Origin of the sequence: Clostridium polyendosporum, from assembly GCF_018332455.1 — a bacterium.
GTDB classification, from domain to species: Bacteria; Bacillota; Clostridia; order Clostridiales; family Clostridiaceae; genus Clostridium_AY; species Clostridium_AY polyendosporum.
Genome location: NZ_BOPZ01000003.1, coordinates 77,251 through 101,927, shown reverse-complemented (window position 1 = coordinate 101,927; position 24,677 = coordinate 77,251). Strand labels below are relative to the sequence as shown.

Sequence of the window (24,677 nt, the reverse complement as noted above, 5' to 3'; positions counted from 1 at the left end):
AATAAAATGAGTATTAAATTAATAAACATTGGTTTTGGTAACATAGTTTCAGCAAACAGATTAGTTGCGATTGTTAGTCCAGAGTCAGCACCGATTAAGAGAATAATTCAAGAAGCAAGAGATAGAGGTATGTTAATTGATGCTACATATGGAAGAAGAACAAGAGCTGTAATAATAACAGATAGTGATCATGTAATTTTATCAGCAGTTCAACCTGAAACTGTTGCACATAGATTATCAACAAAAGATGATGATGTAGAAGAGGTTGATGAATAATGAAAAATCATAACAGAGGAGTATTGATAGTAATATCAGGTCCTTCTGGAGCCGGTAAAGGAACCATTTGTAAGGCTCTTTTGGAAAAGAATCCCAACTTGTTCATCTCAGTTTCTGCTACCACAAGAAAGCCTAGACTGGGAGAAGAAGATGGAGTTAATTATTATTTCTTAACAAAAGAAGAATTTTTAGATAGAATTGCATCTGATGATTTTCTTGAGTTTGCAGAAGTTTATGGTAATTATTACGGCACACCTAAATCAACGGTTGAAGAAATGCTTGAAAAAGGGTGGGACGTTATTCTAGAAATTGACATTCAAGGTGCTCTAAGAGTAAAAGAAAATGCGAAAGATGGAGTTTTTATATTTATACTTCCTCCGTCTATGGAAGAGCTTAAACAAAGAATTATAAAACGTGGAAGTGAAACTCAAGAATCTTTAATGACTAGATTCAAAGCTGCGTATCAAGAAATAAATTATGTATCAAAATATAATTATGCAGTGGTTAATGATACTGTTGGAGAAGCAGTAAGAAAAATAGAAAGTATTATTCAGGCTGAAAAATGCAGAGTTGATAGAATTAAAGAGAAAATACTTGATTCAAAGGAGGGTTTAATTCATGAACAACTCTATGATTAATCCATCAATAGTTGATTTATTACAAAAGGTTGATAATAGATATTCTCTTGTAATAGTAACATCAAAAAGAGCAAGACAAATAATAGATGGTGCAGAACCATTTGTAAAGGTTGATTCTAATAAACCATTAACAGTGTCAATTAATGAGGTAAATCAAGAATTAGTAAAATATGAGCAAATAAAGGAAGGCTTTAAGTAAAAATGGATAAAAAGTGTGTTGTTGTAGGAGTAACCGGTGGCATAGCTGTTTATAAGGCACTGGATGTTATTAGTACCTTAAGAAAAAATGATATTGAAGTAAGGGTTATAATGACTAAATCTGCAACTGAATTTGTTACACCTTTATCATTTCAATCTTTAAGTCAAAACATGGTCATTACAGACATGTTTGATGAGCCTAAAGCTTGGGAAATTCAGCATATTTCTTTAGCTAAAAGAGCAGACCTATTTCTTGTGGTTCCTGCAACTGCAAATATAATTGGTAAGGTTGCTAATGGGATAGCAGATGATATGCTCTCCACTACAATTATGGCAACGAAAGCACCAGTAGTTTTTGCTCCTGCCATGAATACAAATATGTATGAAAATCTGATGGTACAGGAAAATATTAAAAAGTTACAGGAATATGGTTACAAGTTTATTGAACCAGCCAGTGGAAGGCTTGCTTGTGGGGATGAGGGCAAAGGAAAGTTAGCAGATACGAAATTGATTTCAGAAATTGTACTTTCTATGTTGAATGAGAAAAAAGACTTAATTGGAAAGAAAGTCCTTGTAACCGCAGGTCCTACAATAGCACCAATCGATCCTGTAAGATATATTACAAATAGATCTTCTGGAAAAATGGGGTATGCTATTGCAGAGGAAGCAAGGGATAGAGGGGCTGAGGTAGTATTAATTTCTGGCCCTACATCTTTACCAGATCCTTTTGGTATGAAAGTTGTAAGGGTAAAAACAAATGAAGAAATGCTAAATGCAGTACTTGAGCACTTTGACTTTATAGATATAGTTATTAAATCTGCTGCAGTTGCTGATTATAAGCCTCAAAACTACAGCAGTAAAAAAATTAAGAAAAGTTCCGAAAATCTTTTGGTTGAATTCACTAGAGATAATGACATCTTAAAATTATTAGGTGAGAGAAAGAAAAATCAAATTTTAGTAGGTTTTGCAGCAGAAAGTAATGATGTTTTAGAAAATGCTCAGTCTAAGCTTGATAGAAAAAATCTTGATTATATTGTAGCAAATGATATTACTTCTAGTGATACTGGATTTGGTACAGAGGATAATAAGGTAACTATTATAAGTAGATGTGGAGAAACCTCATTTCTAGATAAGATGAGTAAAAGAGAAGTAGCAAAGAATTTATTTGATATTATAAAAAGGCGCTAAGTGCGCTTTTTTACTTTATAAGAATTTATATAATCTTATATAAATTCTACTGATTTTATAAAGGGTGGGATATGTGAATATTTTTGCAGGAATTATAGTTAATAATGATTCAGTCCAGGTAGATAGGCCTTTTACATATTTAGTTGATGAAGGCATAAGTAATAGGGTGAAAATTGGTCATAGAGTAAAGGTGCCATTTGGTAAGGGAAATAAGCTTATCGAAGGGTTTGTAATAACTCTTAGTAATTTTTTTCAGGGAGATATATCAAAACTTAAGGCGGTAAAAACTCTCTGTGAAGAGACTCCTATTCTAACCAAAGAAGATTTAACTATCATAGAATTTATGAGAGAAAGATACTTATGCAAATATATAGAAGCTATTAGAGTTCTTATACCTACTGGAATAATGAAGGGAATCAAGATAAAAACTAAAAGCTTAGTTGCTTTTTCAAAAGAACTTGATAAAAACTTTAATAAATCTAATTTTATTAATGTAATTAATATTGTAAAAGAAAATGATGGAATATATACTAAAAGTGAACTGAATGAAAAGTTCAATGTTTCTTTATATTCCTTAAATAAGCTTTTGGATAATGGCTTTCTAAAGCTTGAAGAACAAAAAATTGATAGATCTAATCAAAAAGAATATGTTGAATACTCTAAAAAGATTTTAAATACTGAACAGCAAAATGCTGTTGATACAATACTAACATCAACAGCAACACAATTTTTACTCAAAGGGGTTACTGGCAGTGGTAAAACAGAGGTTTATATGAATCTTGTTAATGAAATGCTTAGAGAAAATAAAACTTCTCTAGTTTTAGTGCCAGAAATTTCACTTACACCGCAGATGATAGAAAGGTTTAAAGGGAGATTTGGTAAGAATGTAGCCATTTTTCATAGTAAGTTATCTGATGGAGAAAGATTTGATGAATGGTATAGAATAAAGCATGGAGAGGTTAAACTTGTAATTGGGGTACGTTCAGCAATTTTTTTACCTTTTCATAATCTTGGTTTGATTATCATAGATGAGGAACATGAAAGTACATACAAGTCTGATCAGAATCCTAAATATCATACAAGAGAAATTGCTGAGTTAAAATCAAGGCTTACTGGCTGTAAAGTAGTATATGGTTCTGCAACACCAAGTATAGAAAGCTACTATAGAGCTTTAAAAGATGAAATTAAACTTGTGTCATTAAATTCAAGAGTTGATAATGCTGTACTTCCTAAAATGAATATTATTGATATGAGAGAAGAGCTTAAAGAAAATAATAAATCAATATTTAGCGGAAAGCTTCATAAGGAAATTCAAGAAAGGCTTGATAGAAGAGAACAGGTTATAATTTTTTTAAATAGAAGAGGATACTCAACCTTCGTGTCCTGTAGAAAGTGTGGTTATGTATTTAAGTGTGAACATTGTGACATTTCAATGACATATCACACTAACGGGTATCTTGTTTGTCATTATTGTGGGTCTGCAAAAAAACAGGTTAATTTATGTCCAAAATGTGGAAGTAAATATGTAAAATATTTTGGCGCTGGTACAGAAAAGGTTGAAGTTGCATTAAAGCAGTCTTTTCCCAAGGCAAGGATACTTAGAATGGATGTAGATACTACTAGAAAGAAAAATTCTCATGAAGAAATTTATAATAAATTTAAAAATGGTGAGGCAGACATATTGGTAGGAACTCAGATGATTTCGAAAGGTCTTGATTTTCCTAATGTTACTCTAGTAGGAGTGATAACAGCAGATATTTCTTTAAATTTACCTGATTTCAGATCCGCTGAAAGAACATTCCAGATAGTTACCCAGGTGGCTGGAAGAGCAGGACGAGGCAATAAGGAAGGTGAGGTTATAGTTCAAACCTATTCACCTGAACATTATAGTTTAAGGTATTCGTCAATTTATGATTATGATGGCTTTTTCAAGGAAGAGTTAAATATTAGAAAAATAATGAATTACCCTCCTTTCTCTAAGATTATGATAATAAACTTAAGCTCACAAAAGCAAGATTTATTAATTAAATTTTCAACGATTCTTGGAGATAAAGTAAAAGAAAGATTAATGAATGAAAATCACATTGATGTTTTAGGACCGTGTCCTTCTATTATTCAAAAGATTAATGAAATGTTTAGGTGGCAGATTATAATCAAGGGTGAATTTGATTACAATATTGCTAACAATATTAAAGAAATAGTTTATGATCAATTAAAAGATGTTTATAATGTAGTAAGAGTAAGTATGGATATAAATCCAAATACTTTGACTTAGGAGGAGTTTTTATGGCAAAAAGAAATATAAGAAAAATTGGTGAAGATTTATTAAGAAAGAAAAGCAGAAATGTTGATGAAATAAATGAAAGAGTATTAACTCTTATTAAAGATATGATTGAAACAATGTATGATGCAGATGGTGTGGGCCTTGCAGCTCCTCAAGTAGGGATATTAAAGAGAATATTTGTAATTGATATTTACGATGGAAATGGTCCGAAGGTATTTATAAATCCTGAAATTTTAGAGAAGAGTGGAAGTAAAATAGATGTAGAAGGATGCTTAAGTGTACCAGGAGAACAGGGCGAAGTAGAAAGACCAGAAAAGGTAAAAGTTAAGGCGTTAGATGAAAAAGGAATAGAGTTTATTCTAGAAGCAGAAGATCTTTTGGCAAGAGCTATATGCCATGAAAATGATCACCTTGATGGAATATTATTTGTAGACCATGTTAAGAAGCAGTAGGAGGTATAGTAATGAAAATTGTATTTATGGGAACTCCAGACTTTTCAGTTCCATCACTAAAAAGACTAATAGAGGAATATGAAGTAAAAGCAGTATTTACTCAACCTGACAGACCGAAGGGAAGAGGTAAAAAACTAGCTATATCTCCAGTTAAAGAGGTGGCTGTTGAATATAATATACCTGTATATCAGCCAGTAAGGCTTAAGAATGAGCCTGAAACTATAGAGGAACTAAGGCAAATGGAACCAGATTTCATAATAGTTGTAGCTTTTGGACAGATACTATCTAAGGAAGTGTTGGATATACCAAAGTATGGTTGTATAAATCTACATGCATCATTACTTCCAAAGTATAGAGGGGCTGCACCTATTAATTGGAGTATAATTAAAGGAGAAAAGAAGTCTGGTAATACTACGATGCTTATGGATGTAGGACTAGATACTGGCGATATGTTGTTAAAAAATGAATTTGAAATAACAGAGGAAATGACTGCTGGTGAACTTCATGATAAACTTATGATAACAGGTGGAGAGCTATTAGTTAAAACAATAAAAGGAATGGTGGATGGTACAATTAATCCAATTAAACAAAATGATGAAGAATCTTGTTATGCTTCGATGTTAAACAAAGAAATAGCCGTAATAGATTGGAGAAGTAGTGCGAAGGATATTCATAATTTAGTAAGAGGATTAAACCCATGGCCAATAGCGTATACCTATTACAATAACGAGATGATGAAACTATACAAAACTAAAGTAATAGAAAAACAGTGCAATAAAGAACCTGGAACAATTCTTAATGTTTCTAAAAATGGTATTGAAGTTGCAACTGAAGATAAGGTGTTATTAATAGAAAAGATTCAGTTTCCAAATGGTAAGCCTTTAAGGGTAGAACAGTACATCAACGGTAACACCATAGAAGAAGGAACAGTCTTAGGAAGATAGGAGATGATTTTATGTTTTTCGATCCAACATATATTTTAATTCTACCAGCTTTATTGATTTCTATATATGCACAAATGAAGGTTTCTTCAACCTTTAAAAAGTATTCACAAGTTAGAAGTAATAACGGTTTAACAGGATCTCAGGTAGCACGGATGCTTCTAGATAATGCTGGACTTTATAATATTCCAGTTGAGTTAGTGCCAGGATCGCTTTCTGATCATTACGATCCTAAAAATAAAGTTTTAAGACTTTCACAGGATGTATATTATAGTAACTCAGTAGCTTCAATTGGTGTCGCAGCCCATGAGGTTGGTCATGCAATTCAACACCAAAGATCTTATATACCTTTAATTGTTAGAAACTCTATCGTGCCTGTAGTTAATTTAGGTTCAGGATTATCGTGGATTCTATTTTTACTTGGAATTGTTCTTGGAATCCAACCTTTAGTAACTTTTGGGATAATATTATTCTCAGGGGTTGTTATTTTTCAATTAATAACTTTACCTGTAGAATTTAATGCATCTTCAAGAGCTTTAAAAATTTTAAGTTCACGAGGCATTCTCTATAATGATGAAATAAAAGGTGCAAGAAAAGTTCTTGATGCTGCAGCTATGACTTATGTAGCAGCAACCTTAATGGCGGTGTCACAGCTAATTAGATTAATTATATTAAGTGACAGAAATGATTAAAGATTTGAGGGAAGATAATGAACAGCAGAAAAGTTATAGTTGATATACTTGATAGTGTTCTTTTTCATGGTGCTTATTCAAATATTGAATTGAATAAGCGTCTTAATGAGAGTAATCTTAATGATAAGGATAAGGCATTAGTAACTGAAGTGATTTATGGAACTGTTAAGTATAAAAAAACAATTGATTTTATAATTTCAAGCTTTGTTAAAGATATCAATAAAATTGATAAAAAGCTTATTAATGTTTTAAGAAGTGCTATTTACCAAATTAGATTCTTAGATAAAATCCCAGATTATGCTATAGTTAATGAGGCGGTTAATTTAGCTAAAAGAGTATCTTTACAATCTTCTAAATTTGTAAATGGAGTATTAAGAAATTATTTAAGAAACAAAGATAAGGACTTTAATAAAGGAACGTCGAATATAAAAAGATTAGCTTTTGAATATTCAATGGAAGAATGGATGGTAGAATTATTTATCAGACAATACGGAGAAGAAGTAGCAAAGAAGATACTTTTAGGTTTAAATTCTACACCAGATGTAACAGTAAGAGTAAATCAATTAAAGAAAGATTATGATGATGTATTTGAACAATTAAAGATTCAGGGGTATGAGGTAGAAGAGGGTTTTATATGTCCTGAAGCTATTAATATTATTAAAGGAAGAAATATAGAGGTTAATCCTCTCTTCAAAGAGGGATGTATTACTGTACAGGATGAAAGTGCTATGCTCGTGGCTCCATCAATGGATCTTGAGGATGATTTAAAAGTTTTAGATTTATGCAGTGCTCCGGGAGGTAAAACAACGCATATTGGTGAACTTATGAATAACCATGGCGGAATCTTAGCTTTTGATGTATATGACCATAAGCTAGAACTTATTAAAGAAAATTGTAAGAGACTTGGACTTACTAATATTGAAGCACAAATTATGGATGCTACAAAACTAAATAGTGCGTATGTTAGTTGTGCAGATAGAGTATTAATAGATGTTCCATGTTCTGGCCTGGGCATAATTAGGAAAAAACCAGAGATTAAGTGGACTAAGTCTCCTAAAGACTTAAAAGATATTATAGATATACAAAGAAAAATTATGGAGAATGGTTGGAATTATGTAAAGCCTAATGGAATAATGCTTTATTCTACTTGTACTCTAAATAAGAAAGAAAATGAAGAAAATATTCAATGGTTTTTGAGTAAGCATAAAGATGCTGTTATTGAGAAGTTGTTTGTGGGAAAAGCTGATAATCTTATATATAATAATGATGGTTCATTAACTATAATACCAAATAGCAGAATGGATGGATTCTATATAGCTAAACTAATGAAACGTGGTAGGTGAAAAAATGAAGAACATACTTGATTTTAGTTTAACTGAATTGCAACAATGGATGAAAGATAATGGTGAAGGGGCCTTTAGAGCTAAGCAAGTTATGGAATGGATTTATAAAAAAGAGATTTGGAGTTTTGAAGATATGACTAATCTTTCAAAAAGCTTAATCTCAAAGCTCAATAATAATTTCTATATAGGTATTCCAGAAGTTGTTGAGGTAAGCAAATCTGAGAAAGATGATACACAAAAAATATTACTAGGCCTTAAGGATGGTAATGTAATTGAAGCAGTATTAATGAGGTATAAGCATGGAAATTCAATTTGTATTTCTACGCAGGTTGGATGTAGAATGGGATGTAGATTTTGTGCTTCAACTTTAGAAGGTATGGTTAGAAATCTTACTGCAGGAGAAATTTTATCTCAAATAATGATTGGACAAAAAATATTAGAAGATAGAATTTCTAATGTTGTTTTAATGGGAAGTGGAGAACCATTTGATAACTTTGACAATGTAATGAAATTTCTCTTACTTGTAAATGCCGACTATGGATTGAATATTGGCCAAAGACATATAACTTTATCGACTTGTGGTATTGTTCCAAAGATTTATGAACTTGCTGATAAGGGAATGCAAATAACTTTAGCAATATCCCTACATGCTTTTAGTGATGAAAAAAGAAGGGAAATAATGCCGATTGCAAATAAATATATGATTAAAGAGATTCTAGATGCCTGTAGATATTATATAGAAAAAACAAACAGAAGAGTTACTTTTGAGTATTCTCTTGTTAAGGATATTAATGATTCTAAAGAAGATGCAAAGGCTCTTAGCCAATTACTTAAAGGGTTACTTTGTCATGTTAATTTAATACCTGTTAACGAAGTTAAAGAAAATAATTTTAAAAAATCATCTAAAAAGACTATTGAAGATTTTGCAAATATATTGAAAAATTATGGTGTTGAAGTTACAGTAAGAAGAGAGATGGGATCAGATATAAATGCAGCGTGTGGTCAATTAAGGAGAAATTATATCAAGTCCCAAAGTAAATGAGGGGGAATTTTATGATAGGCATAAAAACTGACATAGGTAATCGAAGACAAATAAATGAAGACTATGCTGGTTATGTTACTTGCGATGATTTTTGTCTATATATTGTTGCAGATGGAATGGGTGGGCATAATGCAGGAGAAGTTGCTAGTAGATTGGCAGTTGAGGGTGTAATTACATATGTTAGAAAAAATTATGGTATAATAGAGGAGACATGTCTTCTAGCTAATGCAATTAAGGAAACTAACTTTGATTTATTTAAATACTCTTTAGGTAACGAAGGATTAAATGGCATGGGAACAACCTTAACAGCATGTTTAATAACCAATAATATAACACAAATTGCACATATTGGAGATAGTTGTTGTTTTGGATTGCAGGATAAAGAGATAATTAAGATTACAAAGGATCACTCTTTAGTACAAGAATTATTAGACTGTGGGTCTATCAGTGAAGATGAAGCATTAAATCATCCAAGAAAAAATGTTATTACCAGAGCTGTTGGAACAGGTGTTAATGTTGAGGCTGATATATATAACATAGAAAAAGGAACTTATAATATTTACGTGATTTGTTCGGATGGTTTAACTAATGAGGTTTCCAAAGAAGAAATTAGAGATATAGTTTTATCAAAATCAAGTTTTGAAGAGGCCTGTAGTGTTTTAGTTGATTTGGCGAATGGCAGAGGGGGAAAAGACAACATAACAGTAATGATTTTTGGAGGAGAGATATAACTATGGTTGGCATAATACTTGGGGAAAGATATGAAGTGGTTGAAAGGATTGGCGAAGGCGGTATGTCTTTCGTATATAAAGCTAGATGCAATAAATTAAAGAGATTTGTTGCAGTAAAAATACTAAAAGAAACCTTTAATAGTAATGAAGAAATTGTTGAAAAGTTTAAAAGGGAAGCAACCGCCATAGCAAATTTAAACAATGCAAATATTGTTAATATTCTCGATGTAGGAACACAAGATAGTATTCACTATATTGTTATGGAGTATGTAAGGGGAAAAAATCTTAAGGAAATAATAAAAGAACAAGGAAAGCTATCTTATGAAACTGCCATTAATGTTGGATTAAAAGTAGCTAATGCCTTAGATTGTGCTCATAGAAACAATATTATTCATAGAGATATTAAACCTCAGAATATTCTTGTTACAGAAGAAGGGATTGTTAAGGTAACTGATTTTGGTATAGCTAAATCAACAGATTCTTCTACGCTTGCTTATACTAACAGTGTTATGGGGTCAGCTCATTATTTTTCACCAGAACAGGCTAAAGGCGTATATACAGATTGTAGAACAGACTTGTATTCGTTAGGGGTAGTACTTTATGAAATGGTAACAGGTAGAGTACCATTTAATGGAGATAGTCCTGTAGCTATAGCATTAAAGCATATACAGGAAGAATTGACACCTCCTAAAAATCTTAATACAAAGATTCCTGATAGTCTTAATAATCTTATTATGAAGGCTATGGAAAAGGAGCAGGTTAAGAGGTATCAATCAGCTAAAGAAATTATTAGTGATCTTGAAAGAATAAAAGAAAATCCAAATGCAATAATAGCATCACAGCAAAGTGATTTAGAAGAAGATCATACAATAATTATGGCTCCAGTAATAGTAGATAGTTCTAATGATCAAAAGGTATTAGATGATTATAGCGAAGATGATTATAGTGAAGCTGATGAAAATAATAAAGATTATAATCAAGATTATAACCAAGATAAGGATAAGCATAAGAATAAAGAGAAGAATGAAAAGCTAATAAATAAAAGTAAGAGAACTACACCAATAAAGAGGATACACATAGGTAAGATACCAATAAAGATAAAGAGAAGTGTAATTTTTTCACTATTAGCAGTATTGGTACTAGCATTTGGTGCAGTATCTGCATCTTTCTGGATTAAAAATCAATCAGGAAATCTTAAGACGAAGGCGTCAGAGGAATTAATTACTATACCTAATGTTGTTGGTAAAAGTAAAGATGAAGCTAAGACTATTATTGAAAATGCTGGACTTATTTATGTTGAAGCTAGTACAGAGAATAGTAATCAACCTGAAGGAATTATATTGAGAATGTCACCTTCTCCAGATCAAAAAGCAAAACCAAAAGATCAAATAAGAGTTGTGGTTAGTCTGGGCGAAGAAAAAATAGAAACTCCAAGTATTAGGGGTATGGGTTTAAAAGCAGCACGTAATACATTGACATCTGTTGGACTTGATTTAGGTAATGTAAATTATGAATATAGTAGTACTGTGGAAAAAGATACAATAATATCACAAGATCCTGATGCTAATGTTGAAGTGAAAAAAAATACAAAAATTAATGTAGTAGTAAGTAAAGGACCAGAGATAGTGACTGCTAAGATACCAGATTTAGCAGGGAAATCCTTAGATGAGGCTAAGACACTTTTAGATGAATTAAAGCTTGATATGAAACAGGTAGAAACAGTAACTTCAGATGATAGTAAAAAGAATGTCAGTGGCAAAATTTACAAACAAAATCCAGATTCGGGCTTTGAAGTAAAACAAGGTACAGCTGTTACTGTATACTACTATACTTACAAAGAACCAGAAAAAGAACCAGAAAAAGAACCAGAAAAAGAACCAGAAAAAGAACCAGAAAAGAAGACTTATAATACTGGAGAATTAATGGGAAAAACTAGCGAAGAGGCAGTTGCTTGGGCCAATTCAAGAGGAATAAAAATAAGCTATAGTGGTCAAAATAGTGACAATAGCGCTAGAGTCTACAAGGTTAGTACTGATAAGGTAGCTGAAGGCGGGACAATTCAAGTAACTCTTAAATAAATCTGTTAAGCAGCCATAATTTCATAAGGTGTCAGTAGTTACTGGCACCTTATGAATTTTTTCTAATAAATTGATCATTATAAATATATAGGGGTATAGTTTGATAAGGTTGTAATTAAATTTATAACTTCAGATAAAACATTAAAAACAAGATTAATGTTGTGGTCTAATAAAAATTAAATGTAGGTATCCTTATAAATATTAAGTGATCTGGAGGTATTATGAAAGGAATAATCATAAAAGGCATAGGCGGATTTTACTATATCAAGACAGATTCTGGAATAGTAGAATGTAAAGCAAGGGGAAAATTTAGACACAATGAGTTAAAACCTATGGTAGGAGATAAAGTAGAAATAAAAATAGAAAAAGATAAGGGAGTTATTGAAAAAATACTAGATAGAACTTCTGAACTTATAAGACCTACAGTAGCAAATGTAACACAAGCTTTTGTGGTTTTTGCAATAAAGAATCCAGATGTAAATTATGATTTGCTTAATAGATTCTTAGTTCTTTGTGAGCACAATAATATTAAGGCAATAGTATGTTTAAATAAAGTTGATCTGTGTACTGAAGAAGAAAAAGAGCAAATTAGAAAGAAAATTAATGATATAGGATATGAGGTTTTGTTTATAAGAGCAAAACAGGGAATAGGAGTAGAGCAGTTAAAAGAAAGATTGACAAACAATGTAACAGTATTATGTGGACCTTCTGGTGCTGGTAAATCAACATTATTAAATTATTTGTCAGGAATAGAAGAACGTATGCAAACTGGAGAAGTAAGTGAAAAAATAGGAAGAGGAAAACATACTACTAGACACAGTGAATTGATAGAGGTAAAAGAAGGTTTCTTAGTTGATACACCAGGATTTTCAACTCTAGAAATTGATTTTATTGAGAAAGACGATTTGAAATTTAGTTTTCCTGAATTTGAGGAGTACAATAATCTTTGCAAATTTACTGGCTGTAATCACTATAAGGAACCAAACTGTGCAGTAAAGCAGGCGGTTGAAGATGGAAAGATTAATATTTATAGATATGAATTTTATACGAAAACTTTAGAAGAAATATTAAATAGGAGGAAGACAAAATGGTAAAATTATCACCTTCAATACTTTCAGCAGATTTTGCTAGATTAGGAGAACAAATTAAGAGAATAGACGAAGCAGGGGCAGAATTCATTCATATTGATGTAATGGATGGAAAGTTTGTTCCGAATATTTCTTTTGCATTTCCAATAATGAAAGCATTAAGACCTATTACTAAAAAAATATTTGATGTACATCTAATGATAGAAGAACCATCAAGGTTTATAGATGAATTTATTGATAGTGGTGCTGATATGATAACAGTACATTATGAAGCAGATAGACATATTGATAGAACTATAAATTACATAAAGAGTAAAGGTAAATTAGCTGGAGTAGCAATAAATCCAGGAACTTCAACAGTAGTTTTAAAAGACATATTATCATCATTAGATATGGTTCTTATCATGTCAGTTAATCCTGGTTTTGGAGGACAAAAATTTATTGATTATTCTCTTAATAAGATTAGAGAGATTAAAAATATGGCTTCAGATATTGGAAAAGAAATTTTAATTCAAGTAGATGGAGGTATTGATACCACTAATATAAATAAGGTAGTCGAAGCTGGTGCTAATGTTATAGTGGCAGGTTCAGCTGTATTTAATGGTGACAAGATAGAAGAAAATATGGAAGCGTTAAAAAGAGGTATTTAGTATGAAAAGTGTCATTGTTGCTGGAGGAAAAATGCCATCAAAGGAGCTTTTCTTAAGTGAAATTAAGAATGCAGATTGCTTAATTGCAGCAGATAGAGGCGCTGAGGTATTTTACGAATATGGAGTAATGCCGCATATTTTAATAGGTGATTTTGATTCTGCTGATAAAATAGTTATAGATTACTTTCGAGATGTGGAAATGGTGAAGTTCTTGCCAGAAAAGGATTATACAGATAGCGAACTGGCTTTTAATAGAGCTATAGAAAAAGGTTCAGAAGAAATAGTATTACTTGGTTGTACTGGCTCTAGATTAGATCATGTTTTAGGAAATTTAGGGTTATTAAGAAAAGCGTTAGAATTAAATAAAAGGGCTAAAATAAAAGATGATAATAATACTATTTTTTTAGTAGAAGGTAAGACTACTTTATGTGGTAATTATGGACAAACAATTTCCTTTCAGTGTTATGGTGATGTAGTGAAAAAATTATCTATAGAGGGTGCAAAGTATCCCCTTAAGGAATATGATTTGAAAATAGGGGATAGCAGAACAGTATCAAATGAATTCATAAATACCCCTATAGAAGTAGATTTCCTATCTGGAAAATTATTAGTTATATATTCAAGAGATTAATTGTCACCAATAAGTTGACTATTGCATAAAATAATAGCAAAGCAACTTATTGGTGATTTTTTATTGCCCATTATATGGTTTTTCTAAATACTATTAACATTTATTACTATGAGTTCATTTTAGAGAAAAGATTGATTATAGCTTATCTTATTGGACTTTTTTTTAAATGATTAATTAATAATAAGTAACTGAGACTTTAATAATAAAGGAGTGTAAAATATGAAAATTATTGCTTTTAAATTGCCTAAATTTTTATCTTGCATTATAAGGTTATTTGTAAGAAAAGATAATAAATAACTTACATAGGAAAAGTAAAAATTATCAAGAGTAAAAAAGCATGCAGTAGTTCTGCATGCTTTTTTATTGCTAAAACTGAGTATGTATCAACCTACTCAGTTTTAGCCAAGAAAAAATGCAATTGTTTTAAATACAATTGCATTTTAAAGAAACATTATATAGCTCTTTGAACTTTGCCTGAGCGTAAGCATCTTGTACAAACGTGAACAGTTTTTGGCGTTCCGTTTACGATAGCTTTAACTTTCTTTATGTTTGGAGCCCATTTTCTCTTTGTTTGTCTGTGTGAGTGGCTGTATTGTACTCCTGAAATAACACCTTTATCGCATATTTCGCATCTTCTTGACACCTGAAAACACCTCCTTGACTCTGAAGATAAAACTCTTCAATAGGACAGATAATATTCTATCACATTATGTATAATTTATGCAAGTAAAATATAAAAATAATATTGCAATAAATATTAAGCATGCTATATGATTCTTGAATAATATTCCTATTTAATATAGAATATATTTAATGGATATAATTGAGGAGGAATATTTATGTTAGGAATTTCAAATGAACTTGGAAATATAACATATTCTGAAGAAGTGATTGCAAAAATTGTTGGATTATCTACTATGGAGTGTTATGGTATCGTTGGTATGGTATCAAAAAGCGCTACTGATGGCTTTTGGGAGCTTATGAGGGTCGAAAATTTAGGTAAAGGAGTAAAGATAAGCTTCAAGGATGAAAAACTTGTTATAGAGCTTTTTGTTATGGTAGAGTATGGTACAAAAATCTCTGTAATTGCTAACAATGTAATTCAAAAAGTAAGATATAATGTTGAAAATCATACTGGACTAAAGGTGTCAGCAGTTACTGTTAACGTTCAAGCTGTAAGAGTCTAGGAGGTAACATTAATGCAACATACGAAGTTGAGTGGCGAAACTTTTTATAATATGATGGTTAATGGTAGTAATAAGCTAAAAGAGAAAAGTAGTTTTGTTAACTCCTTAAATGTATTTCCAGTACCAGATGGAGATACTGGAACAAATATGTCAATGACTCTTAGAGCCGCAGTTAAAGAAATTGAAAATTCAAAGCATTTATCTATAGGTGAGATATCAAGAAAATTTGCAAAAGGTGCTTTGATGGGGGCTAGAGGAAACTCTGGAGTTATTCTTTCGCAAATTTTAAGAGGAATTTCCAAAGGGTTAGAAAATAAGGTAGAGGCTGATTCACAAGAGTTTGCAAATGCTTTAAGGGAAGGGTGTAAATCAGCTTATAAAGCTGTAATGAGACCAACAGAAGGCACTATACTTACGATAATAAAGACTGCAGCAGAGACTGCAGTAAATTGTTGTACGGATGATATTACTGAATTAATGGATAGCGTATACAAACAAAGTAAAATAATGCTTGATAGAACTCCAGAGATGCTTCCTCCTTTAAAAAAAGCTGGAGTTGTAGATTCTGGAGGAATGGGGCTAATAATTATATTTGAAGGTATTATGGAAGTGCTTAGAGATAATATAGAGGTTTTAACTACAGATAAATCAATAGCTAATACGGTCTCAGTAATAAATAATTATAATACTCAGGATATTAAGTTTGGTTATTGTACAGAATTTATAATTCTAGGTGATAGCAAAAAAGTAACTCAATTTAAAAATGACTTAGAATTACATGGAGATTCAATTATTGTTGTAGGATACGATGATGTCATAAAAGTGCATATTCATACAAATGATCCAGGTATAGTTTTATCTAAAGCTATACAATTAGGTGAATTGTCAAAAATAAAAATTGATAATATGAGAGAAGAACATAGAAGTCTATTAAGTGAAAGTGTACATGAATTTGCTATAGAAGAAAAAACAGCAGCAGTAGAAGATAGTTATCAAGAATTAAAAAGATATGCGTTTATTGCAGTTGCTATGGGAGAAGGTATAAAGAATATATTTAAGGATTTAGGCGTTGATTATGTTATTGAAGGTGGTCAGACGATGAATCCAAGCACTCAGGATATTTTAGATTGTATAAACAGGTTAAATGCAGAGCATATATTTGTATTACCTAATAACAAAAATATAATAATGTCAGCAAACCAAGCTGCAGATGTATCAGACAAAGATATCAGAGTTATACCAACTAAAACTATACCTCAAGGTATTACTTGTATAACCACGTTTAATCCCGAAGCTGATGTGGAAGAGAATGTGGAAGAGTTAACAAGTGCTACAGATATGGTTAAAACAGGATCTATCACTTATGCTGTAAGAGATACTGAAATGGATGGAGTTGTAATCAAAGAAGGTAATATTCTTGGATTAATTGAGGGAGAAATAAAGGAAGTTGGAGAAGACGTTTTTGATGTTCTGGAAAAAGTACTTGATGAAATGATAGATGATGAAAGTGAATTAATCACGTTGTTTTACGGTCAAGATTGTAAAGAAGAAGAAGTTGATGTCTTTTTTACTAACATTGAAGAAAAGTATAGCGATATTGATGTTCAGTGTTATAAGGGTGAGCAACCATTATACTACTTCATTATTTCTGTTGAATAAAAAAGCGGCTTTGTCGCTTTTTCTTTATTTGATGCCATTTCACAAAGTGAAATCTGGCTAAAATTGAATAGGCTCTATGTCTGCTAAGGTTTATTCTGCGTTAGAGGTGATTTAATGAATATATATAGCGAAGTAAGTAGTATAAGAGGTGTTGGTTTAAAATTAGAGGAAAAATTAAATAAGACAGGAATATTTACAGTACTAGATTTATTACTATACTTTCCAAAAGATTATGAATTTGTAACTGGTAACAGTACTTTTGATGAGATTGTGGATGATGAAAAACAAATCTTAACATGTAAAGCAATATGCTTTGAGAAAGATTTTAGAACAAAAACAGGGAAAAGATTAACTACCTTAAATTTTGAATATATGGGGCACAAAGTAATTGCAAAGTGGTTTAATCAGCCCTATATAAAAAATAATTTTAGAGCAGGTGAAAATTATAATTTAATGGGAAAATTTAAAAAAGAAAAAAATACACTTGAGATAATTAATCCTATTATCGCCTGTAATGATGCTATTAAAAATGAAATAGTTCCTAAGTATTCATTAAAAAATGATTTAACTAATAAGATAATATCAAAACTGATTCATCAGGTATTGGATAAAATAAAAATAACTGAGAATTTTCCATATTACCTTATTGAAAAATATAATCTTGTATCTTTAGATGATGCCATTAGGAATATCCATTTTCCAAGCTATAAGGAAGGTTTAGAAAGAGCTATAGCAAGGTTGAAGTTTCAAGAACTTTTTACATATTCCATGAAGTTATTACTTGTTAAGAAGCATATAAAAGAAGTTAAAAGTGGTATTGAATTTAAGATGGCAGAAGAGTTAAAAGACTTAAAAAATTCATTGCCTTTCCAGTTAACTACTGCTCAAACTAGAGTTATACGAGAGATTCTTATGGATCAAAAGCGTCCATATCCAATGAATAGATTGGTACAAGGAGATGTAGGGAGTGGAAAAACTATTATTGCGCTTATCGCTATGTTTAATGTTTATATGAATGGTTACCAGGTAGCATTAATGGTTCCTACTGAAATATTAGCTTCTCAACACTATAAAGAAGCATTAAAGATTTTTAAAGGTTTTAATATTAATATTGAACAATTAACTGGAAATACATCTTTAGCAGAAAAAAGAAGAATAAAAGAGATTATTAAGAACGGAACTCCTGTTGTTGTTATAGGTACTCATGCTCTTATTCAAGATGATGTAGAATTTGCAAACCTTGGATTAGTGGTAACAGATGAGCAGCATAGATTTGGAGTTGAGCAGAGAAGTAAGCTTATTAATAAAAGCAAAGAAGCTGATGTACTAGTTATGACAGCGACGCCAATTCCAAGAACTTTAGCTCTTTATCTTTATAGTGATTTAGATGTCTCGGTAATTGATGAACTTCCACCAGGAAGAAAAAGAATAGAAACAGTATTTTTTCAAAATAATTTAAGAGCAAAAGCTTACTCTATTGCTGTGAAAGAAATTGAAAAAGGTAGACAAATATATATAGTGTGTCCTTTAATCCAAGAAGATGAAAAAGGAAACTTAAATTCTGTAGAAAAGCTTTTTTATGAATTAAAGGAAACTTATTTTAGTGATATTGAAATTGCTATGCTTCATGGAAAAATGAGTGGTAAAGAAAAGGAAGAAATAATTAATAGATTTAAATGTGGTGAAGTTAAAGCTATTATATCAACAACTGTTATAGAAGTTGGTGTAAATGTTCCTAATGCTAGTGTAATGATAATTGAAAATGCAGAGAGATTTGGATTAGCTCAACTTCATCAATTAAGAGGTAGAGTAGGAAGAGGAGAATATCAATCATATTGTATTTTAATTGCAAATGCAAAGAATAATATTACTAAGAAAAGAATGATGATAATGACTGAAAGTACAGATGGATTTTATATATCTGAACAGGATTTAAAGTTAAGGGGCACTGGAGAAATGTTTGGTGTTAAACAACATGGCGATTCAGGGCTGCTTCTTGCTGATATAATAGAAGATATGATGATATTAAAATGTGCTAGTCAAGAAGCAAATAGAGTTATAGATAGTAAAGATTGTATTAATATTGCTTTAGTTGAGGAAATATCAAAAAACTTAGAAAGAAACTCAAAATATATATGCTTTAATTAAAAAACAAGCTTAAATTTTCAAGGATTTAATAAACTATCAGTATATTTAATAACTGTTGTTAAATTATTAGTTAATTATAAACTAATATTAAATAATTGTTTAAGTTTGACTATTATGGTAAAATGTTATGTATGTTAAAGGAGGATTAAACAAATGAGAATAATTGCAGGAAAAGCAAAAGGAAGAAAACTTCTATCACCACCAACTTATGATACAAGACCTACGTTAGACAGAATTAAGGAATCAATGTTTAGTATAATACAAGGGTATATTCCAGATGCAGTAGTAATAGATATCTTTTCAGGAACCGGAAGTTTAGGATTAGAGGCTGCAAGTAGAGGAGCAAAAGAATGCTATCTTGTAGACAAAAGTCCAATAACTTTTCCAGTATTAAAGCAGAATATTGAAAATCTTAAATTCCAAGATTTCTGTCATCCTTTAAATACGGATGCTTATAGTGCATTAAGAACTATGGCAGACAGAAATAAGGTGTTTGATATAATATTTATAGATCCTCCATATCTAAAGAATATGATCCCAGAAGCTATAAAGATAGTGGAAGAAAGAAACCTTTTAGATGAAAATGGAATTATAGTTGCGAAGATAGATACAAGTGAAGAGATTTTTGAAGGTACTAGCAAGATTAAACTTTATAATCATAGAAAGTATGGAAATACAACAGTTTGTTTCTACAGAGTAGAGGAGGACTAAAATGAAAATTGCCGTATATCCTGGGAGTTTTGACCCTATAACTAATGGACATTTGGATATTATAGAAAGAGGAGCTAAGGTTTTTGATGAACTTATAGTTGCTGTGCTTGTTAATGTAGAAAAAAAGGGTTTATTTAACGTAGATGAAAGAGTTAAGCTGATTGAAAAAGTTACAAAGAATTATAAAAATGTTAAGGTAGAGAGTTTTAATGGTTTGCTTATAGACTTTATGAAAGAAAAAAATGCTAATGTTATTTTAAAAGGCTTAAGAGCAGTATCAGATTTTGAATATGAGTTTCAAATGGCACTGATGAATAATAAGTTAGATCCAGAGGTAGAAACAGTTTTTATGATGACTAATGCACAGTATTCTTACTTAAGTAGCTCAGCAGTAAAACAAGTAGCAAAGTTTGGGGGATGCATAAAGGAATTAGTTCCTGATGAAATAATTCCTGATGTAATAAAAAAGATAAAGGGGGAATAATGGAAAATCATGAGTAAAATAGAGGTTAATATCATTGAACTTCTAGAATATTTACAGGATATAGTAGAGAGTTCAGCTAAAGTACCTATTACGGGAAAGGTTGTAATGGATAAAAAGGAAATTCTAGAGGTAGTAGATCAAATTATTAACTATCTTCCTGATGAGTTTAAGAAAGCTCAATGGGTCATGAATGAAAGAGAGAGAATTTTAGGTGAAGCACAAAAAGAATATGAAGCTGTAAAGAAACAAACGATGGAAATGATAAAAAAACAGGTTGAAAACCATGATATCGTAAAGGAAGCTGGAATTAAGGCACAGGAAATAATAGCTTCAGCACAAAGAGAAGCTAAAGCTATTAGACTTGGTGCAAGAGATTATGCTGATGAAGTTTTATGTCAACTTGAGAAAGAAATAGATAATAAGACAAATGAGTGTTTAAAGTTAATAAAAACAGATGTAGAAAAGTTTGCTGTAGAACTTTCAGAAAACCTTAATAAAGCTTCTGCAACAATAAGAGAAAATGTAAAAGAGTTAAGAAGCATGAAGTAATTTATTTGCTATTATCGTTATAATTGTTAGTATTAGTAAAAGGATGAATGGTGCAGATACTATCATAGTACTGTTAGTTAGGGTCGAACTGAAAGTTGGTATCGTATTTAGAAGGAATATTGATGCTAAAAAAGTTATTATTGCACCAATAATACCCTGGATTATTTTATAGGCTACATATTTTAATAGAGATACTTCATACTTGTAAAAAAATGCGCTAGTTTGAGCAATAACTGAAAAACTACCAAAGCTACAAAGAAAACTTAGAAAGCATAATTTTATTGGTATATCTAAACTACTTGAAGTAATTATGTAGCATCCATTAGTTAAATCAATGATACCAAGAAAAAATGCAGATATTAAATCTCTATTAATGGTAATTCCATCTAGAAAATAGGTAGATATAATAGTTGATAAGACATTATTTTTAAGGATTGAAATAATAATTGAAAAGATTATTACATATCCACCAACCATAAGAATACCATTTATGCCATCACTGATGGCATTTTTCATTATCTCGCCGAGATTTTTTGTTTGAACTTTACCTTTATATTCCATTGTTACCCCGTGATTGTTCTCTGCTGTTACTAAACCTATTATGAACGCAGAAAGGTAATTAGCAGCAAGTATTATATAACCATAATAAATGTTATTAAGCATTGAACTTGCTACAGAACCTAGAATGAAAAGAGGGCCAGCATTTGAAGCTATATTTAGTAATCTATTAAATTCATTTTTAGTTATATATCCATTCTTATATAGTTCAGCACTATACTTTGCTCCTAAAGGATATCCACATAATAAACTAGCTATGATTGCAAAGCTGCAATTCTTGCTTAGCTTTAAGGGCCTGCATAATATAGGGCCTAATACATTTGAGTAAATTGTTATTCCGTCAAAAGCAATTAACATGTTACATATAACCATAAATGGAAATAATGAAGGCAAAATTGCATTGACAAATAATTGGGCACCGGAAAGTGCGGATTGTATGCATATTTTTGGATTTACAATAAAGTAGAGTATTATAATTGTTAGTAAAAGAGTCATAAAAGTGCTTGTCCTACTATTCAATAACTTTAATAATACTAATACTAAGATGATTATAATTATAATTAATATAAAAATACTATAAATGTGATCACCCCCTATCCCATATATAGTATTTATATTTCTAATATCTAATTTTTAGTATTCTAAAATAAATTATAGGTAAATAAGATTACTAACTTAAATTTAAATCTATTTTTTAAAATTCACAATTGGGCTAATAATATAATCTGAGTTAATAGGTATTTGGGGATTAAGTATAGAATAAGCATTTGTTGCCTGAATATCGAGTTTTAGCATAGGATCATTAATATACTTTGGTGGTTTATTTATGATTTCTAATTGTGAATTTTTCTTGATTAGTTTTAATATTTGAGCTCCTTTTGAATTTAATGCTAGGATTCTTATATAACTAGGAGTGCATTTTCTTAAATCTATAATATTAAATCCGTCAAAGCCAATAAAAAATTGACAAAGTATTCTTGAGATTCGAGTATAAGTATATCTTTTACTTTTAATTTTTAGTATTAGGTCTGTTAGTGAAGTGGCGTTGATAATTTCTTTTCTAATTTTGTTATCTAAACCTTCGATAACGTCTGGAATTTTGTTTATTAAGGTAGGGTTAGTTAATAACTTATATTTTATATAATAAAACATTTCTTCCGATGATGGTAACTTATATCCTTCTTGCAAAATATCTGTAAGAATATGAAGTGAAGCTTTAGGTATATATCTTTCAAGTTCATTTATGGATACATTTTTATTTATTAACTCCCTAATAGAAGTTGCACTTGCAAATTCAGATGTAGGTATTACATCATTATATGAAGAACCAATTCTCTTAATTGTAAAGGGCTTAATATTACTATGTGTCTTAATAAGATTCTTACAATATTCTATGCCTAGTATGTTGTTTGAAGAATTCAAAAGTGGCAATATTCTCTCTTTATTAAGGCTGCTATTAGAATTTAGTAAGTATTTTAAAATTGCTGTACTCCGTGCTTTAGTAAATGGCTCTCCATTATCCATTTCATTTTTAATAATCATTTTTAATTCCATAGGTTCATTTGTTAAAATCTTTGCTATAGAATAAATTAAATCTATATTTTCACTTTCACTTCCGAAGCATAAAGAATCTACTATCCCTAGAGAATTAAGTAAATCAACAGCACCTTTAGCAAAAAACTCGGCAGAAGAAACAGCAAAAAGAGTAGGGATTTCTAATACTAAATCTACTCCATTCTCTATTGCCATTTTAGCTCTAGTCCATTTATCTAAAATTGCTGGAATTCCCCTTTGAGTAAAGTTTCCGCTCATAACACATACTATACCATCAGCTGATGTTGTCTCTCTTGTTGCTTCAAGATGTAATTTATGGCCATTGTGAAAGGGATTATATTCAGTGATAATTCCTACAACCTTCATAAAAGTACTCCTTTTCAAAAAAAATCTGATAATTATATAATACAACAATTATTAAATTATATGAATACGGATAAAATATTAAAGAATTTTTTGCGACAATTGTGAATTGTTTTAATATACTAACTTCTAGAATTTTGAAGTTTATATGTTGAAATTTATAGTATTTTAGGAGTATCATTATATTGTATACAATTTCGTTTCTATTGAAAGGAGAAATTAACATGGAACTTATGAAACAAATTTGGGAAATGGCACAACAAGATAGAAAAAAGATTGTGCTTCCTGAAGGAGATGAAGAAAGAACATTAGTAGCATCTCAAAAAATAACAGAAATAGGCTTAGCACATGTTATTTTAGTAGGAAATACTGCTAAAATAAAAGAAAAGGCTCAAAAATTAGGGGTTAATCTTGAAGGAGTTACTATTGAAGATCCAGAAACATCAGGTAAACTTCAAGGATATATCAATGGATTTTATGAGTTAAGAAAAAGTAAGGGGATGACATTAGAGAAAGCTGAAAAAATCGTTAGAGATCCTCTTTATTTTGGTACAATGATGGTTAAAATGGATGACGCTGATGGAATGGTTTCAGGAGCGATTCATACAACTGGTGATTTGTTAAGACCAGGTTTACAAATAATAAAGACTGCACCAGGAGTATCCGTAGTATCTAGCTTCTTTATTATGATGGTTCCAGGATCAAAGTATGGAGAAGAGGGAATGTTATTATTCTCAGACTGTGCAGTTAATCCAAATCCAACTGCAGATCAATTAGCTGCAATAGCTATTGCAACAGCAGATACTGCAAGAAACCTTTGCAAAGTTGAACCAAGAGTTGCAATGTTATCTTTCTCAACTATGGGATCAGCAGATCATGAGTTAGTTGAAAAAGTGAGAAAAGCAACAGAAAAAGCAAAAGAACTAAGACCAGATCTTATGATAGATGGAGAAATGCAATTAGATGCAGCTATAGTTGAAAAGGTAGCTTCACAAAAAGCACCGAATAGTAATGTGGCTGGAAAAGCAAATGTATTAATATTCCCTGATCTTCAAGCGGGAAATATAGGCTATAAACTTGTACAAAGATTTGCTAACGCTGAAGCTATTGGACCAGTTTGCCAAGGTTTTGCTAAACCAATAAATGATCTTTCAAGAGGTTGTAGCTCAGATGACATAGTTAGCGTTGTAGCATTAACTGCAGTTCAAGCACAAACAATAAAGAATAGTTAG

The 24,677-nt window shown here is 30.7% G+C and carries 25 protein-coding genes; 22 read left to right on the top strand and 3 right to left on the bottom strand.

The window, feature by feature from the left end; all coding sequences use genetic code 11:
• The first annotated feature begins 6 nt into the window (after positions 1–6).
• The 15 genes from remA (at position 7) to CPJCM30710_RS02545 (ending at position 14,232) form a co-directional block, all read left to right on the top strand.
• Positions 7–276, top strand: coding sequence for an extracellular matrix/biofilm regulator RemA (gene remA, locus CPJCM30710_RS02615; RefSeq protein WP_128213994.1), 270 nt, complete (start codon positions 7–9; stop codon positions 274–276).
• Positions 276–914, top strand: a complete 639-nt coding sequence (gmk, locus tag CPJCM30710_RS02610) for a guanylate kinase (RefSeq protein ID WP_212902618.1) — start codon at positions 276–278, stop codon at positions 912–914. The genes remA and gmk overlap by 1 nt, the downstream gene beginning before the upstream one ends.
• On the top strand, positions 895–1,113 hold the full coding sequence (gene rpoZ / locus CPJCM30710_RS02605; protein ID WP_212902617.1) for a DNA-directed RNA polymerase subunit omega: 219 nt from the start codon (positions 895–897) through the stop codon (positions 1,111–1,113). The genes gmk and rpoZ overlap by 20 nt, the downstream gene beginning before the upstream one ends.
• Positions 1,114–1,115: 2 nt before the next feature.
• Positions 1,116–2,300 (top strand): bifunctional phosphopantothenoylcysteine decarboxylase/phosphopantothenate--cysteine ligase CoaBC, encoded by a 1,185-nt coding sequence (gene coaBC, locus CPJCM30710_RS02600; RefSeq protein ID WP_212902616.1) that lies wholly within the window; start codon positions 1,116–1,118, stop codon positions 2,298–2,300.
• Between the two features lie 79 nt (positions 2,301–2,379).
• Positions 2,380–4,575, top strand: a complete 2,196-nt coding sequence (gene priA / locus CPJCM30710_RS02595; RefSeq protein ID WP_407644969.1) for a primosomal protein N' — start codon at positions 2,380–2,382, stop codon at positions 4,573–4,575.
• Between the two features lie 11 nt (positions 4,576–4,586).
• Positions 4,587–5,036, top strand: coding sequence for a peptide deformylase (def, locus tag CPJCM30710_RS02590; RefSeq protein ID WP_212902614.1), 450 nt, complete (start codon positions 4,587–4,589; stop codon positions 5,034–5,036).
• An 11-nt stretch (positions 5,037–5,047) separates the two neighbouring features.
• Positions 5,048–5,980, top strand: coding sequence for a methionyl-tRNA formyltransferase (fmt, locus tag CPJCM30710_RS02585; RefSeq protein WP_212902613.1), 933 nt, complete (start codon positions 5,048–5,050; stop codon positions 5,978–5,980).
• An 11-nt stretch (positions 5,981–5,991) separates the two neighbouring features.
• The gene (locus CPJCM30710_RS02580; protein WP_212902612.1) at positions 5,992–6,669 is read left to right on the top strand and encodes a zinc metallopeptidase; all 678 of its coding nucleotides are present in this window, start codon (positions 5,992–5,994) and stop codon (positions 6,667–6,669) included.
• A gap of 17 nt (positions 6,670–6,686) precedes the next feature.
• Positions 6,687–8,012, top strand: a complete 1,326-nt coding sequence (rsmB, locus tag CPJCM30710_RS02575) for a 16S rRNA (cytosine(967)-C(5))-methyltransferase RsmB (RefSeq protein ID WP_212902611.1) — start codon at positions 6,687–6,689, stop codon at positions 8,010–8,012.
• 4 nt (positions 8,013–8,016) lie between these two features.
• Positions 8,017–9,054: a 23S rRNA (adenine(2503)-C(2))-methyltransferase RlmN gene (gene rlmN, locus CPJCM30710_RS02570; RefSeq protein ID WP_212902610.1), complete on the top strand. Its 1,038-nt coding sequence runs from the start codon at positions 8,017–8,019 to the stop codon at positions 9,052–9,054.
• Positions 9,055–9,065: 11 nt separating this feature from the next.
• On the top strand, positions 9,066–9,785 hold the full coding sequence (locus CPJCM30710_RS02565; protein ID WP_212902609.1) for a Stp1/IreP family PP2C-type Ser/Thr phosphatase: 720 nt from the start codon (positions 9,066–9,068) through the stop codon (positions 9,783–9,785).
• A gap of 2 nt (positions 9,786–9,787) precedes the next feature.
• A complete protein-coding gene (gene pknB / locus CPJCM30710_RS02560) occupies positions 9,788–11,863 on the top strand; it encodes a Stk1 family PASTA domain-containing Ser/Thr kinase (protein WP_212902608.1) in 2,076 nt (691 codons plus the stop codon).
• 221 nt (positions 11,864–12,084) lie between these two features.
• On the top strand, positions 12,085–12,957 hold the full coding sequence (gene rsgA, locus CPJCM30710_RS02555) for a ribosome small subunit-dependent GTPase A (protein ID WP_212902607.1): 873 nt from the start codon (positions 12,085–12,087) through the stop codon (positions 12,955–12,957).
• Positions 12,951–13,601, top strand: coding sequence for a ribulose-phosphate 3-epimerase (gene rpe / locus CPJCM30710_RS02550; RefSeq protein WP_212902606.1), 651 nt, complete (start codon positions 12,951–12,953; stop codon positions 13,599–13,601). The genes rsgA and rpe overlap by 7 nt, the downstream gene beginning before the upstream one ends.
• 1 nt (position 13,602) lies before the next feature.
• Positions 13,603–14,232, top strand: coding sequence for a thiamine diphosphokinase (locus tag CPJCM30710_RS02545; protein WP_212902605.1), 630 nt, complete (start codon positions 13,603–13,605; stop codon positions 14,230–14,232).
• Positions 14,233–14,683: 451 nt separating this feature from the next.
• Here CPJCM30710_RS02545 and rpmB read toward each other — a convergent pair whose 3' ends face one another.
• Positions 14,684–14,875: a 50S ribosomal protein L28 gene (rpmB, locus tag CPJCM30710_RS02540; RefSeq protein ID WP_212902604.1), complete on the bottom strand. Its 192-nt coding sequence runs from the start codon at positions 14,873–14,875 to the stop codon at positions 14,684–14,686.
• Between the two features lie 196 nt (positions 14,876–15,071).
• Between rpmB and CPJCM30710_RS02535 the strand changes: the two genes are divergently transcribed.
• From CPJCM30710_RS02535 to CPJCM30710_RS02510, 6 genes are all read left to right on the top strand, one after another.
• The gene (locus tag CPJCM30710_RS02535) at positions 15,072–15,419 is read left to right on the top strand and encodes an Asp23/Gls24 family envelope stress response protein (protein WP_212902603.1); all 348 of its coding nucleotides are present in this window, start codon (positions 15,072–15,074) and stop codon (positions 15,417–15,419) included.
• A gap of 12 nt (positions 15,420–15,431) precedes the next feature.
• Entirely contained in the window at positions 15,432–17,078 is a 1,647-nt protein-coding gene (locus tag CPJCM30710_RS02530) for a DAK2 domain-containing protein (RefSeq protein WP_212902602.1), read from the top strand.
• A 114-nt stretch (positions 17,079–17,192) separates the two neighbouring features.
• A complete protein-coding gene (gene recG / locus CPJCM30710_RS02525) occupies positions 17,193–19,226 on the top strand; it encodes an ATP-dependent DNA helicase RecG (protein WP_212902601.1) in 2,034 nt (677 codons plus the stop codon).
• A gap of 153 nt (positions 19,227–19,379) precedes the next feature.
• Complete coding sequence (rsmD, locus tag CPJCM30710_RS02520) at positions 19,380–19,937, top strand: 16S rRNA (guanine(966)-N(2))-methyltransferase RsmD (protein ID WP_212902600.1); 558 nt, start codon at positions 19,380–19,382, stop codon at positions 19,935–19,937.
• A 1-nt stretch (position 19,938) separates the two neighbouring features.
• The gene (gene coaD / locus CPJCM30710_RS02515) at positions 19,939–20,421 is read left to right on the top strand and encodes a pantetheine-phosphate adenylyltransferase (protein WP_212902599.1); all 483 of its coding nucleotides are present in this window, start codon (positions 19,939–19,941) and stop codon (positions 20,419–20,421) included.
• Positions 20,422–20,430: 9 nt separating this feature from the next.
• Complete coding sequence (locus tag CPJCM30710_RS02510) at positions 20,431–20,970, top strand: ATPase (protein WP_212902598.1); 540 nt, start codon at positions 20,431–20,433, stop codon at positions 20,968–20,970.
• Here the strand turns inward: CPJCM30710_RS02510 and ylbJ are convergent.
• Complete coding sequence (ylbJ, locus tag CPJCM30710_RS02505) at positions 20,953–22,023, bottom strand: sporulation integral membrane protein YlbJ (protein WP_212902597.1); 1,071 nt, start codon at positions 22,021–22,023, stop codon at positions 20,953–20,955. The two genes, CPJCM30710_RS02510 and ylbJ, sit on opposite strands and share 18 nt — an antisense overlap.
• Before the next feature lie 192 nt (positions 22,024–22,215).
• Positions 22,216–23,448, bottom strand: coding sequence for a nucleotidyltransferase (locus tag CPJCM30710_RS02500; protein ID WP_212902596.1), 1,233 nt, complete (start codon positions 23,446–23,448; stop codon positions 22,216–22,218).
• 221 nt (positions 23,449–23,669) lie between these two features.
• Between CPJCM30710_RS02500 and pta the strand changes: the two genes are divergently transcribed.
• Positions 23,670–24,677 (top strand): phosphate acetyltransferase, encoded by a 1,008-nt coding sequence (gene pta, locus CPJCM30710_RS02495; protein WP_212902595.1) that lies wholly within the window; start codon positions 23,670–23,672, stop codon positions 24,675–24,677.